This is a genomic window from Amycolatopsis sp. SB7-3 (assembly GCF_041021335.1).
Taxonomy (GTDB): Bacteria; Actinomycetota; Actinomycetes; order Mycobacteriales; family Pseudonocardiaceae; genus Amycolatopsis; species Amycolatopsis japonica.
On sequence record NZ_JBFPJQ010000002.1, the window covers coordinates 658,014 to 671,686 of the forward strand.

Annotated in this window: 13 protein-coding genes; 2 read left to right on the forward strand and 11 right to left on the reverse strand. The window is 68.7% G+C overall.

Annotation, left to right across the window (positions count from 1 at the left end; translation table 11 throughout):
- Positions 1-86 precede the first annotated feature (86 nt).
- From AB8M46_RS21220 to AB8M46_RS21270, 11 genes are all read right to left on the reverse strand, one after another.
- Positions 87-1,757 carry a PucR family transcriptional regulator gene (locus AB8M46_RS21220; RefSeq protein WP_394361300.1) on the reverse strand — a complete coding sequence of 557 codons (1,671 nt, stop codon included), beginning with the start codon at positions 1,755-1,757 and terminating at the stop codon, positions 87-89.
- Between the two features lie 76 nt (positions 1,758-1,833).
- Positions 1,834-2,940, reverse strand: a complete 1,107-nt coding sequence (gene menC / locus AB8M46_RS21225) for an o-succinylbenzoate synthase (RefSeq protein ID WP_394361301.1) — start codon at positions 2,938-2,940, stop codon at positions 1,834-1,836.
- A complete protein-coding gene (locus tag AB8M46_RS21230; protein WP_037338555.1) occupies positions 2,937-3,821 on the reverse strand; it encodes a hypothetical protein in 885 nt (294 codons plus the stop codon). The genes menC and AB8M46_RS21230 overlap by 4 nt, the downstream gene beginning before the upstream one ends.
- Positions 3,822-3,852: 31 nt before the next feature.
- Positions 3,853-4,995 carry a M20 family metallopeptidase gene (locus AB8M46_RS21235; RefSeq protein WP_394361302.1) on the reverse strand — a complete coding sequence of 381 codons (1,143 nt, stop codon included), beginning with the start codon at positions 4,993-4,995 and terminating at the stop codon, positions 3,853-3,855.
- Entirely contained in the window at positions 4,992-6,467 is a 1,476-nt protein-coding gene (locus tag AB8M46_RS21240; protein WP_037338557.1) for an amidohydrolase family protein, read from the reverse strand. Before AB8M46_RS21240 ends, AB8M46_RS21235 begins: the two co-directional genes overlap by 4 nt.
- A 208-nt stretch (positions 6,468-6,675) precedes the next feature.
- Positions 6,676-8,007, reverse strand: a complete 1,332-nt coding sequence (locus tag AB8M46_RS21245) for a GH1 family beta-glucosidase (RefSeq protein WP_378421605.1) — start codon at positions 8,005-8,007, stop codon at positions 6,676-6,678.
- Between the two features lie 32 nt (positions 8,008-8,039).
- Positions 8,040-8,879, reverse strand: a complete 840-nt coding sequence (locus tag AB8M46_RS21250) for a carbohydrate ABC transporter permease (RefSeq protein WP_037338559.1) — start codon at positions 8,877-8,879, stop codon at positions 8,040-8,042.
- Entirely contained in the window at positions 8,872-9,828 is a 957-nt protein-coding gene (locus tag AB8M46_RS21255) for a carbohydrate ABC transporter permease (protein ID WP_394361303.1), read from the reverse strand. Before AB8M46_RS21255 ends, AB8M46_RS21250 begins: the two co-directional genes overlap by 8 nt.
- On the reverse strand, positions 9,828-11,141 hold the full coding sequence (locus tag AB8M46_RS21260) for an ABC transporter substrate-binding protein (RefSeq protein ID WP_394361304.1): 1,314 nt from the start codon (positions 11,139-11,141) through the stop codon (positions 9,828-9,830). Before AB8M46_RS21260 ends, AB8M46_RS21255 begins: the two co-directional genes overlap by 1 nt.
- A gap of 142 nt (positions 11,142-11,283) precedes the next feature.
- On the reverse strand, positions 11,284-11,808 hold the full coding sequence (locus AB8M46_RS21265) for a hypothetical protein (protein ID WP_394361305.1): 525 nt from the start codon (positions 11,806-11,808) through the stop codon (positions 11,284-11,286).
- On the reverse strand, positions 11,805-12,461 hold the full coding sequence (locus tag AB8M46_RS21270; protein ID WP_394361306.1) for a GntR family transcriptional regulator: 657 nt from the start codon (positions 12,459-12,461) through the stop codon (positions 11,805-11,807). The genes AB8M46_RS21265 and AB8M46_RS21270 overlap by 4 nt, the downstream gene beginning before the upstream one ends.
- A gap of 102 nt (positions 12,462-12,563) precedes the next feature.
- Here AB8M46_RS21270 and AB8M46_RS21275 point away from each other — a divergent pair, with 102 nt between their 5' ends.
- Both AB8M46_RS21275 and AB8M46_RS21280 read left to right on the forward strand, forming a co-directional pair.
- Positions 12,564-12,995 (forward strand): VOC family protein, encoded by a 432-nt coding sequence (locus tag AB8M46_RS21275; RefSeq protein ID WP_016334582.1) that lies wholly within the window; start codon positions 12,564-12,566, stop codon positions 12,993-12,995.
- A 197-nt stretch (positions 12,996-13,192) separates the two neighbouring features.
- Positions 13,193-13,672 (forward strand): cupin domain-containing protein, encoded by a 480-nt coding sequence (locus AB8M46_RS21280; protein ID WP_394361307.1) that lies wholly within the window; start codon positions 13,193-13,195, stop codon positions 13,670-13,672.
- The last annotated feature ends 1 nt before the right edge of the window (position 13,673 follow it).

A 13,673-nucleotide genomic window follows, 5' to 3' on the forward strand; every position in this document is an offset into this window, starting at 1 on the left:
GATCACTCATTCTGAAACGCGGTCGTCGAGCGGAGTTCGTGCGATCACACGAACATCGGCCGTCGTTTCGGGCCGGAAGACCAACGTCAGTCTTCGGCGCCCGGCAGTCCGGTCCGCGCGTCACGGGGCAGCAGCCGCAACTGCAGCATCGCGGCGAACCGCTCCCCCGCGTCGTCGAGGTCGATCTCGCCGACCTCGGCGAGCCGCCGCAGCCGGTAGCGGAAGGTGTTCGGATGGACGTAGGCCGACGCGGACGCGGCGCCGATGTCACCGAAGGCGTCGAGCCAGCATCGAAGGGTGTGCACCAGTTGTGACTGGTGCTGCGCGTCGTAGGCGAGCAACCGCGCGACAGGTCCTGTCGCGACGTCTCCCCTGGCCGCGGCGAGGTCGGCCAGATCGAGCATGAGCGCGTCGACGTGGACGTCGTCCGCGGTCGCGACGCGTTTGGCGCCGCCGTTGGTGAGCAGCACGCGCAACGCCCGGTCCGCGCCGTCGCGGGAGGCGTGCAGCCCGGACGCGTCGAGCGCGAGCGGTCCGATGCCGATCGCGGCCGCCGCCCGGCGTCCCGTGCGCTCCAGGAAGGTCGACGCGACCCGCACCGAACGCTCCTGGCAGTCGGCGTGCCCGCCGGGCATCGGAAGGATGCCGTAGGCGACGTCGCCGACCAGCGCGACGGCCGACCGGGGCTGGACGGCGCTCAGGTGCATGGCCAGCGCGTCGGCGACCCTCTGACGGTCGGCGACCAGCCTCAGATCGTCCTCGGGATCGGGCGCGCCGAGCAGGCCCATGGCGAGCACGATCGACGGCTGGCCGAGCAGGCCGAGCCGGGCGATCGCCTCCGGCGCACCGGTCCCGCCTTCGAGCGCCGTGCTCACCAGGTCCGCGCGCAGCCGCCGTTCGACATCGGCGCCCGCACGCAGCCGAAGCAGGTGCAGCGCGACGAGTTTGGCGGCGTCGATCAGCGCCTGCGTCCGCTCTTCGCTGAGCGGTTCCCGCACCGCGGCCCAGATCGACCCGAGTACCTCGTCGCCGGCGCGGACGGCGAACGCCACGCGCGGGATCGCGATCTCGTTGTCGTCGTACCGCTGCGGATCGACATACACGGGCGCGTGGTCGCGGTACAGCCGCTCGAAGACGCCGTCCCGTTCCAGGCCGCGGGCGAACCGCTCCGGCACCTGACGGCCGAGGATGGTCTCGACCCGGGAGGGGTCCGCTTCGTCCTGGCGCCCGGAGAAGGCGAGGATCCGGTTGCTGCGGTCCTCGATGGTCACCGGCGCGTCGATGAGCGCGGCGATCGCGTTGGCCAGCGCGAAGAGATCCCCCGACGGCATTCCGCCGAGCGTCTGGGGTGAGACCTCGCCGACGTCCTCTTCCGCCAGCAAGGTCCGGAGCATGGCGGCGAGCTGTGCCCAGGACGCGCCGCGCGCGAGGCCGAGCAGGGCGACCCCGGACGAGTCCGCGGCGCGGCGGAGTTCCGGCGCCGGGGTGACGGGAGACCGGACGACGAGCGCCGCCGCGCCTCGCGCACCCACGTCGTGCAAGAGGCGGACGATCTCGTCCCGATCCCGCACCCCGACGCCGAGCACGACGGCCCCGCCAGGGATTTCGGATTCGTCGTGCGGATCGTGGATGACCACCCCGCCCAGCTGCTTGCGGGTGGTCCGGCCGACCGCGACCGGCTCCAGGAGCACGTCCCCGAGGTCTTCGAGGACGCGTCCCAAGCTCGTATGCGGCTTGCTGGGCACCGGTGTCAGCACCCCCCGAAGTTAAACCCGGTCTCACCGAACCGACTGGTTCGATCCGACCAAATCTAACCCCGGATTTCGTGGTGCGCTACGAACCGATCCACGTTTTCTCGGTGGTGACCTCGTCCAGGAGTTCCGGAATCGGAGTCACGCCCAGTCCCGGTCCCGTCGGTACCGGCAGATGCCCGGCGTCCAGCACGAAAGGCTCGGTGATGTCGGTGCGATAGAACCGGCCGGAGGCCGAGGTGTCACCCGGCAGCGTGAAACCGGGCAGCGAGGCCAGCGCGACGTTGGCCGCGCGGCCGAGCCCGGTCTCGATCATCCCGCCGCACCACACCGCCACCCCGTGCGCCGCGCAGACGTCGTGCACCCGGCGTGCTTCGAGGTAGCCGCCGACGCGGCCCGGTTTGATGTTGACGATCTGGCACGCGCCCAGCTTGATCGCGTCCGCGGCGGCCTTGGCCGAGACGATCGACTCGTCGAGGCAGATCGGTGTCCGGATCCGCTTGGCCAGTTCGGCGTGGCCGAGCACGTCCTCCTCTTCGAGCGGCTGCTCGATCAGCAGCAGCCCGAACGGGTCGAGCCGCGACAGCAGCGGCGCGTCGCCCAGGGTGTACGCGGTGTTCGCGTCGACCTGGAGCAGCACGTCGTCACCGAAGCGCTCGCGCACCTGACGGACCGGCTCGACGTCCCAGCCCGGCTCGATCTTCAGTTTGATCCGGACATAGCCCTCGTCGAGGTAGCCGCCGACGACGTCCAGCAGCTGCGGGATCGAGTCCATGATCCCGACCGAGACCCCGCAGGCCACGGAGTCGCGGGTGGACCCGAGCTCGGCCGCGAAGGATCGTTCGTGCGCGCGGAGTTCGGCGTCGAGGACCGCCATCTCCAGCGCCCCCTTCGCCATCCGGTGTCCTTTGAACTTCGCCAGCAACGGCGTCACCTTGTACGCGGTCACGTCCTCCGCGGCCAGCAGGGCGGGGATCAGATGGGTGCGCAGCACATGTTCGGCGGCGTCGTTGTACTCCGACGAGTAGAGCGGCGCCTCCATCGCGACGCATTCGCCCCAGCCCTCGCCCGCCGGCGTCACCGCGCGGACGAGCAGCAGTTCCCGTTCGGACTGCGTTCCGAACGACGTCCGGAACGGGGCCACGAGCGGCATCCGGACCCGGCGCAGTTCCACACCGCTGAGTTTCACGACTGCTCCTTCGAGATCACGTACCAGCCGGCACGATCGAAACCGGTGACCTGGGCGTTGTCCGCCATCAGTCCACCGAGGACTTCACGCAGGGCGGCGCGCCACGCGGTGCCGCGACCGGGGTCGGTGCGGCGCAACCGTTCGATGTCGGGCGGGACGGCGACGAGCACGGTCGGCGCGTCGGCCGAACCAATGCTCGGGCCGCCGTCGGAGTCGACCGTGAGCGCCTTCACCGCGCCCAGTGCTTCGGCGTCGATGAGGACGGGTTCTCCGAAGGCGGCGGCACGGACCTCCGGGCTTTTGAGATCCCACCCGACCATCAGCCGGTCGGTGTCGCCCGAGCCGTTGATGCTGTCCTCCATCGGACCGTAGAAATCGGGCAGGTAGCCGATCGGGCGCGCGCCGAGTTTCCCCAGGTTGAAATAGGCGTTGCGGCGCACCAGCGGGTCGAACGTCCAGGTGATCACCGAGACGTCCTGGAGCAGGGCCCACCCGCGCTGGTGCAGTTTGAGCGCGTGCCCGATCCCACGGCCCGCCCCCGCCTTGGCGACACCGGCGATGTGGCTGTGCAGACTCGCCTTTCCGGGACTCCCGAAGAATCCGAAACAAGCCCCCAGCAGCTCACCGTTCTCGAAGGCGCCCGCGACGTAGTTCCCCGCGCTGGACATCGCGCGGAGCAGTTCCGTGCTCACCGGCCGCGCGCCGGGTGCCGATCGCCAGATGGACTCGAACAGGCCGACCACCGCGGCCAGCTCGGCGATTTCGGTGAGTTCGCGGATTTCGACGCCCGAAGCCGCGGCCGCGGCCCGCGCGGCGGCGACGGCTTCGTCGCGCACCTCCGCCGACGCGAGGCTTTCCGCGTTCGTCGCAAGATTCGTCACGGGACAATCCTTTCCCCGCACGACGGCCGAGTCACCGTCGTGCCGTACCAGATTCGCCCGCGCGATTCGTCGCACCGGACGGATCCCGTTTCGCGAGCACGTTCTCCACGAGCGCGGCCAGCAAAGCGGTGCGGCGCGGCAGTTCCGCGACGACGACGTGTTCGTGATCCGCGTGCGCTCCGCCCCCGACGGCACCCAGACCGTCCAAGGTGGGAACCCCGATACCCGCGGTGTAATTGCCGTCCGAGGCGCCACCGACCGACGCCGAGGTCAGTTCTCCGAGGCCGAGTTCGCCCGCCAGATCCTGGGCCAGCGTGAACAATCCGGCCGACGAGCCCGCTTCGAGCGGCGGCCGGTTGATCCCGCCGGTCACCCGGACCTCGGCTCCTTCCAGTACCGGAGGAAGTGCCCGCATGGCCCGGTCGACGCGGAGTTGCTCGGCCTCGTCCCATACGCGGACGTCGACGGCCACGCTCGCGGCGGCGGGCACGGTGTTGACGGTCGTTCCCGCCGAGACGACGGTGGGTGTCACGCTGGTCCCGGCCGCGGGGTCGGCGAGCGCGGCCACCGCGAGGATCTGGTGGGAGATCTCGATTCCCGCGTTGACGCCCTTCTCCGGTTCGAGCCCGGCGTGCGCGGCGCGGCCGACGACCTCGACCCGGTAGTGGGAAACGCCTTTGCGGCGGCATTTCAGCGCACCGCCGTCGGCCGAAGCCTCCAGCACGAACGCCGCGTCACAGCCCGCCGCGGTCTCCTCGATCAGCGCACGGGACGACGGCGAACCGATCTCCTCGTCACCGGTGACCAGAATGGACAGTCCGTCGCGGTCAGGAACGGTCGCCGCGGCGTGCAGCGCCATCACGACGCCCGCCTTCATGTCGAAGCAACCGGGGCCGCGCAGCACCCCGTCCCGCACCGAGAACGGATGTGTCTCCAGCGAACCGTGGGGCCACACCGTGTCGTGGTGACCGAGCAGCAACACCCGGGGCGGGCCGTCGCCGAATCGCCAGCGGAGATGGGTGACCCCGTCCACGACGATCCGCTCGGGCTCCGCACCGAGCAGCCTCAGTCCGACCTCGGCCACCACTTCGGCACTGCGGGCCACAGCCGCGTGATCCGACGACGGTGACTCGCAGCGCACGAGTGTCTCGATGTCGGCGAGCAGCTCGCTCATCGAGGCTCACCCCGCAACGGCTTGCCGGGGAACGCGTCCGTGCGCAGATTCCCGTCGGTGACGACCGGGACCCCCGAGACGAACAGGTGCCGGACGCCGACCGACGGCCTGGTCGAGTCGAAGTAGGTCGCGGCGTCGGTGATGGTTTCCGGGTCGAGGACGACGATGTCGGCGTCGGCCCCGACGTTCAGCCGTCCCTTCGCCAGCGCGCCGGGAGCGACCTCGTCGAGTACGCGCGCCGGCAGGTAGGAGCAGCGCCGGAACGCCTCCAGCCACGTCCAGGCCTTGCTCTCCCGCACCATGAGCCGCAACGTCTTGGCGTAGGTCCCCGCCGTGCGCGGATGCGTCGCGCCGCCGGGCGGCAACGGCCATTCGGTGCTCTCGCTCGTGCCGTTCTTCCAGTACACGGGCAGCGCGTCACTGGCGACGATGGCGTCCGGGAACGCGAGCGCCTGGTGCAGCAGCCCGAGATCGTGCGGGCTGCTCTCGTCGAGGAATTCCAGGATGCACGGCGCGCCGGGATCCTCGGCACGTACCTGGAGCAGGCGGCCTTCGTCGGCGATCCGCTCCCCCGACTCCAGCATGATCACACTGGACGGGGACAGGCCCTTCATCTTCAGGCGTTCGGGTGAGAGGAACGCCGCACCGATCCCCGTGCTGCCCGCCCCGTACGGATAAGCCTCGACGGTCACCCGCGACCCGGCCGCGCGCCCGGCTTCGAGCGCCGCGAGCACTCGCTCGATCTGGTGACCGGAGGTGCTGTTCACGTGGCAGTGGTGCATCGCCGCGCCGGTCTCGGCCGCGACGATCGCGATCTCCGCCGAGCCGTCGATGGGCGTCTCCGGATTCACCTCGACCAGTTCACGGACGTGGGTGTAGGTCGGCGCCCCGGCCTCCTTGGCCAGCCGGGCCAACGCGAGGAACTCGCCGGGGTCGGTGTCGGGCGCGTAGCCGAGGAGCACGCCGACGCCGAGCGCGCCCGCGGCCAGCTCACCGTCCACAAGGGACAGCCATGCGGCGAGTTCCTTGGGCGACGACGTCCTTTGCCAGACAGGGTTTCCGAGGACCGCCAAACCGCTGTCGATATTCGCGTCCGGCTCGATCCCGGCGAGCACCTGCGCCCGCGCGGCACCCCAGGACGCGGAGAACCCGTAGTGCAGCGGCCGTCCCGCCGCGGCCGCCTCGGCATACGCTCGCTCGATCGGCATCAGCCCGGCTTCGAGGTCGAGTGCGGTCGTCACCCCGTCCATCGCCTGCAGCCGCTGGCCCGCGATGGTGTGCACGTGGCTGTGCAGGTCGATGAAACCCGGTCCGACGACGAGCCCGCGGACGTCGATCTCCACGTCGCCCGGCTCGGCGGTCAAACCCTCCCCGACGGCGGTGACCACCCCGTCGGATACCAGCACGTCGGCCGTACCGTCGAAGCCCGTCGCCGGATCGACGACACGACCGCCACGCAAGAGTGTCCGCATACTTCGCCTCCTAGGATCGCCTCGTTCATGGCGACCCTAGGAGGTTTCGGCGGACGTCCGTTCGTACCGCGCGACGAATCCGGACCCCTCGGTCCATCCGTCCGCACGAACCGCTTGCCGGCTCAGCCCCGGCGGGTCGGGTGTCATGAAAGGGCCGTTCAGGACGAAATATGTCCTGAACGGCCCTTTCATGACATACCGGGACCCCTCAGCGTTTCCGGTGTTCCGCGATGATCTCCGCGTACCGGTACCCGCTCGCCTTGACCGTGCGGACCTGCGTGTCGTAATCGACCCGCACGAGCCCGAACCGTTTGCTCAGCCCGCTGTCCCATTCGAAGTTGTCGAGCAGCGACCAGGCGAAATAACCCTTCACCGGCGCCCCGGCTTCGGCGGCCCCGGCCACGGCGCCCAGATGTTCCTCCAGGTAGGCGATGCGGTCGGCGTCGTGGATCGACCCGTCCTCGGCGACCTTGTCGTCGAAGGCCGCCCCGCTCTCGGTGACGTAGATGGCGCGGGCGCCGTACTCGTTGGCGAGCCGGTGGATCAGGTCCGCGAGTCCCTGCCCGTGGATCTCCCAGCCCATCGCCGTGGTCGCCGCGCCTTCGACCGGCACCTGCCGGGCACGGGGTGCGGGACCGTCCGGGTCGTCCTCGACGATCTGCCGGAAGTAGTAGTTCAGCCCGTGGAAGCCGACCGGCGTCGAGATCACTTCGAGGTCGTTACCGACCACGGGCGGTTCGACGCCGTAGACCTCGATCATGTCCGCCGGGTAGCCGCGGCCGTTCGACGGGTCGAGCCACCACCGGTTGACGTGTCCGTCCATCCGCTTCGCCGCCTCGACGTCCGCGGTGGAGTCCGACGCGGGCTCGATCCCGCTGAGGTTGACCACCAGGCCGACGTTGGCGGGCTTCGCGGCATTGGCGGTGATCGCCTGCACGCCGAGGCCGTGCGCGAGCAGGAGATGGTGCGACGCGTCGATGGCCTGCTTGAGGTCTTTGACGCCGGGGGCGAACCGGCCTTCGAGGTAGCCGAGCCAGGCTGAGCACAGCGGCTCGTTCACGGTGTTCCAGTCCGCGACCCGGTCTCCCAGCCGAGCCGCGACGACGGCGGCGTAATCGGCGTACGCGTAGGCCGTGTCGCGCTCCGGCCAGCCGCCTTTCAGCGCCGAGGGCAGGTCCCAATGGAACAACGTGGCGAACGGCCGGATCCCGGCTTCGAGCAACGCGTCGACCAGCCGGTCGTAGAAGTCGAGACCCGCCGCGTTGACCGTGCCGCGACCGGTCGGGATCACCCGCGGCCAAGCGACGGAGAAGCGATACGCGTCAAGGCCCAACCGCTTCATGATGGCGAGATCCTCCGGCCAGCGCCGATAGTGGTCGCACGCGACGTCGGCGGTGTCGCCGTTCAGGACGGCACCCGGGACCCGGACGAAGTCGTCCCAGATGGACGGGAGGCGGCCGTCGGCGTCGACGGCGCCTTCCACCTGGTACGCGGCGGTGGCCGCACCCCACAGGAAATCGGCGGGCAGGTGCAGATTCAAGGCGGACCTCTCTGTACGGAACGACGGGCGGGTCATTTCACGGCACCGGCGGTGAGCCCGGCGACGAGGTAACGCTGGAGCAGAAGGAATCCGGCGACGACCGGGACGGAGACGATCAGGGACGCGGCCATGACCTGGTTCCAGTACACCTGGACCTGGGTGGAGTACTCCTGGAGACCGACGGCGAGGGTCCGCGTGCCCGAGTCGGTCATCACCGACGCGAACAGGACCTCGCCCCAGGCCGTCATGAACGAGTAGATCCCCACCGCGACGATGCCCGGCATGGCCGCCGGGACCACCACGCGGATCAGCGCGCCGAACGGCCCGGTGCCGTCGACCATCGCGGCTTCGTCGAGTTCCTTGGGGATGGAGTCGATGTAGCCGGCGAGCATCCAGATGGCGAACGGCAGCGAGAAGGTCAGATACGTGATGATCAACCCGAGCCGGGAGCCGTACAGGACGATGCCGGTGGTGTTGCCGATGTTGACGAAGATCAGGAACAGCGGCAGCAGGAACAGGATGCCGGGGAACATCTGCGTGGACAGCACGGTCATCTTGAAGAAGTTCTTGCCGCGGAAGCGGAACCTGCTCAGCGCGTACGCCGCGAAAATCGCGATCACCACGGAGAGGATCGCCGCCGATCCGGAGATGACCAGGCTGTTCACGAAGTACTCGGCGAGCGGGATGGTCTCCCAGATGTCGAAGAACGGCTGGATGGTCAGCGTCGTCGGGATCCACTCCCAGGTGCCCTGCACGTCCCCGAGCGGCTTCAGCGACGAAGAAACCATCGCGTACAGCGGAATCAGGGTGAACAGGGCGAGGAAACCGAGGACGAATCGGCGGGCCCACGGGACCCAGCGAGGCTCAGACAACGGCGTTCCTCCTGCGTGCGGTCAGTCCCAAGTAGACGGTGCTGACGATCAGCAGGAACAGCAGAAGAAGCACCGACATCGCCGAGCCGAGACCGAAGTTCCAGGTCACGAACGAGCTCTGGTAGATGTGGATCGAGATCAGCGACGCCTCCTTCGGCGCGGACGCTCCGAAAAGGACATACGGCGTGTTGAAATCGTTGAACGTCCACAGGAACAGCACCAGCAGCAGGACCTGGTTGACCGGGCGCAGCATCGGCTGGGTGATCGCCCGGAACTGGCGCCACCAGCTCGCGCCGTCGATGGCGGCCGCCTCGTACAGTTCGCCGGGGATGTTCTGCAGTCCGGCCATCACGATCAGGAACGCGAACGGCCAGTTGCGCCACACCGAGACGACCACCAGCGACCAGAAGCTGTTGTCCCCGATGAGCCAGAAGGAATCGGTGCCCAGCAGGTCGTTCACCAGGCCGGTGTCCTTCTGGAACATGAACGACCAGGTGATCACCGCGGCGTACATCGGCAGCGCGTACGGCACCAGGAACAGCGTCCGCAGCAGGCCGCGCCCGCGGAAGTCCTTCTGCATCAGCACGGCCGCCGACGTCCCGAAGAGCCAGCAGAAGCCGACCGAAAGGACGGTGTAGAGGATGCTGATCCAGAACGAGCCGAGCAGCGACTTCCCCGCCGCCGCGTTGAAGTCAAGGACGAACTTGTAGTTGTCCAGACCTGCCGCCGGGGCCGACGAGAAGTCCCGGATGGAGAACTGCGTGAGCTTGAAGAAGCTCATCACGAGCCCGGCGACCATGGGGATCAGATGGACGAGCAGTTCGAGCAGGATCGCCGGAAGCAGGAGCAGATACGGCAGCGCGACCCGGCGCCGCTTGCGCCGGACACCCTGGGGTCCGGGGGCCCCGGCCGCCTTCACGGCCGGGGCTTCGTCGAGCGCGGTCGGCATCAACTACCGGCCGCGATCTGCTGGTCCGCCTGGTTCAGCTGGTCGCGGATCTTGGCCTCGTCGACCGGTTTGCCCGCCGCGACGTCGGCGAACATCCCCTTCATCGCGGTGCCGATCAGGGTCTCGAACTGCGATTCCTGCGGAACCTGCGGCATCGGCTCGGCCGAATTCGCGAGCACGTTCTGGAACACCTTGACGTCTTCGGTCTGGAACGCCGCGTCGCTGTAGGCGTCCTGGACGGTCGGCAGCGAACCGTAGGTCTTGTTGAGCAGCGCCTGCTCCGGCGCCGAAACCATGAACTTGACGAAGTCCAGGGCGGCGTCGGGGTTCTTGGTGTTCTTGAAGACCGACATGTTGATGCCCGCGACGAAACTGGTCACCTTCCGGCCGTTCGGCGGCGCGGTGGCGGGTAACGGGATCGGTGCGACACCGAGGTTCGCCATGTCCATCCCGATGTTCTTGAACGACCCCGCGGAAGCCTGGTTCATGAACATCGCGGCCTTGCCGTCGGACAGGTCCTTGAGGGATTTGGCGGTGTCGGCGTACTCGGCGTTGGCCGGGTTGACGATCTTGTCCTTCTGCATCAGGTCGACGAACTGCCGCACGGCCGCGACAGAGGGATCCGACGCGAGCTGCGGTTTGCCCTCGGCGGTGAAGAACTGCGCACCCTGCTGAGCGCCGAGGATCGCCGCGTGGTGGCTGTTCTCCGTGACCTGGCCGGCTTGCAGCGACAGCCCCCACTGACCCTTGTCCGGTTTGGTGAGCTTCTTGCCGTTCTCGACGAGCTCTTCCCAGGTGGCGGGCGGCTTGGGGATGCCGGCCTCGGCGAAGAGTTTCTTGTTGTAGTACAGGCCGTACGCCTGGCCGTAGAGCGGTACGCCGACCGGCGGCTGCCCGCTTGCCCCGGTGGCCGCCAGGGAGGGCCCGAGGAACCGCGACTTCCCGCCGACCTTCTCCAGCGCGGCGTCGTCGAACGGCAAGAACGCCCCGGTCGCCTGCAACGAGGCCGACCAGGTGTTGCCGATGTTGAGCACGTCCGGCCCCTTGCCGGACGTGGTGGCCGCGAGGATCCGGTTGAGCAGATCCGTCCACGGGACGACCTCGAGCTTGACCTTGATCCCGGAGGCCTTCTCGAACTTGTCGAGTTCGGGCTGCAGGACGGCCTTGTCGTTGTCGAGACTGGTGCCCTGGTTGGACGCCCAGTACACGAGCTCCTTGGGAGCACTGGACGACGTGTCGCCGCCGCCGCAAGCCGTCGTGGCGGCGGCCGCCAGCGCCAGGACGAGCGCGGGAGCGATCTTTCCGATTCGCATCGATGGTCCTCGGGGTGAGTGGCCAAGCCGCGTCCGGGCCTGTGACCCGGGACACGCCTTATTTCAGGGCTTGAGTTAAGCCGTGGCCCACCTTGGCGTCAAGACCCAGGGCACCATTTCGTCCGCCTCGGCGCCGTATCGGTCACCAGGGGGTTCCGCCCAGGGTCGCGGGACCGCGATCGACGGTGATCACCTTCTCCATACGATAGGCGTCCAGATCGCTGTGAAGCCAGGACTCCCCCGGCCGGGCACGGTGGAACCGGAACGTCCCGTTCGTACTGTTGGCCCCGACGACGCACCGGACGGCGACCGGCGCCGCCTTGGCGATCTCGAGCGCGAACCCGAGGCCGTGACGCAACATTAGGGTCTGATCCGCTTCGGAGATCACCGGTTCGCCGTCCGGCAGGCTTCCCACTTCGATCGGCAGATGGTCTTCGAGAGGGAAGCTGCTGACGAAACACTCCCAGCCGGTCAGGTTGGCCTGCCTTCCCGGCGGCCGTCCGGCCCAGTCGGGAATCCCACCGAGAGTGAGCACTTCACCGGTCAGAACGACCCCGTCGGCGATCATCTCCCGCAGCCCGGGCGCCAGCTGGCCGGGCGGTATCGCATCCGCCGGGCCGAGTGCGGCGGCGGCCAGGTCGTTGAACCGGATATTGAGCACGGTCACTTACCGGTCAGCACGTCGAAGGCTTCCCCGCGGTGGACGGCGAACAGTTCGAGCGCCTTCTCACCATCACGGGCACGAAGCGCGGACGCCAGCTGGCGATGCTCGGCCGGGATGCACGTGAGGTAGCCGTCGGAGCTCACGCCGATCCGGGTCAGCAGGAACAGGTACACCTGGGAGCGGATCGCCTGCCACGCCTCGACGAGCCGCCGGTGCCCCGACGCGGCATAGACCGCGTCGTGGAAGTCGATGTCGCAGCGGACCATCTCGTGCTCGTCGCGCGCCCGGTCCATCCGGTCGACGACCTCGTCGATCGCGGCCAGGTCCGCCTCCGGCGCGTTCGCGACCACGAGCCGGACAGCGAGCTGTTCCAGGGCCGAGCGCAGGCTGTCGAGCTCCGCGACGTCCACATCGGACAGCGTCGTGACGATCGCGCCGCGATGCCATTCACTGCGAACCAAGCCCTCGCGCTCCAGTTTCAGCAGCGCCTCCCGTACGGGACCACGGCTGACACCCAGCGCCTCCGAAAGCTCGACCTCGCGCAGCTGCGCGCCGGGCGGATAGGCGCCGCCGAAGATGGCGTCCCTGACCCTGTCGGCCACCTCGTCCGCCAGCCCGCGACGACGCGCCGGCACCACCCTGCCGGGTTCGCTCATCCTCATCCTTCCGCCGGAACCGCCCGATCGTAGCGACCACGCACTTTGTCCTAATGTTAACATTGCGACAAGTGCTCGCCCCGCCGGAAAGGATCCCCCGGAATGACCGTCCTCGACTCCCCCATCCCGCGCTTCCACCTCGCCATGCCCGTCGACGACCTGGCCGCCGCGCGCACGTTCTACGGCGAAGTCCTCGGTCTCGAGCAGGGCCGCAGCTCCGACACCTGGATCGACTGGAACCTCCACGGCCATCAGTTCGTCACGCACCTCGCCCCGGAACGGCCGCAGCGGATCCACAACCCCGTCGACGGCCACGACGTGCCCGTCCCCCACTTCGGGCTGATCTTGACGGTCCCGGAGTTCCAGAAGCTCGCGGACCGGCTGCGCGCCGCGGACACTTCGTTCGTCATCGAGCCCTACGTCCGCTTCGAGGGTCAGACCGGCGAGCAGTGGACGATGTTCCTGCTGGACCCGGCGGGCAACGCACTGGAGTTCAAGGCTTTCGCCGACGACTCGCAGGTCTTCGCCGCCTGACCTATGGGCGAGCGCGTGAAGGACTCCTTCCCTCGGCTGAGCCGAGGAAAGGAGTCCTTCACGCGCGACCAGGCCGCATCGATAACCTCCGCATTATCGATCAGCGCGGCTTTCCGCGTTGATCACCTTCCGCCACCGGGAGAGGCTTGGTCCTGTCAGCGAGCCTGCTGAACACGCAGAACCAAGGAGCCGCCACCATGTTCGACCCCATTCTCCTCCGGGCCGCCGACGCCGAGATCGTCAGCGACGCGCCGGGCAGCGAGATCACACTGCTGGCCGACTCGGACACCACCGACGGGGGCTTCACCGCGAACCGCGCGACCCTGAAGGACGGCGTCTTCGGCACTCCGGCCCACTTCCACACCCGCGCGACCGAGTTCTTCTTCGTGCTCGAAGGGAAACTCCAGGTCCTCGTCGAGGAAACCCTGCACACGCTGGAAAAGGGCGACTTCCTCGCCGTGCCGCCCCAGGTGCCGCACGCGTTCGGGCCCGCCGCCGGATCGGACGCGGACGTCCTGGTCACCTTCACGCCGGGCATGGCCCGCTTCGACTACTACCGCCTCCTCGACCGGGTCGCGCGCGGCGAAGCGGACCCTTCGGAGATCGCCGCGTCCTCGAAGCAGTACGACAACCACTACGTCGACAGCCCCATCTGGCGTGCCGCACGCGGTCAGTGAG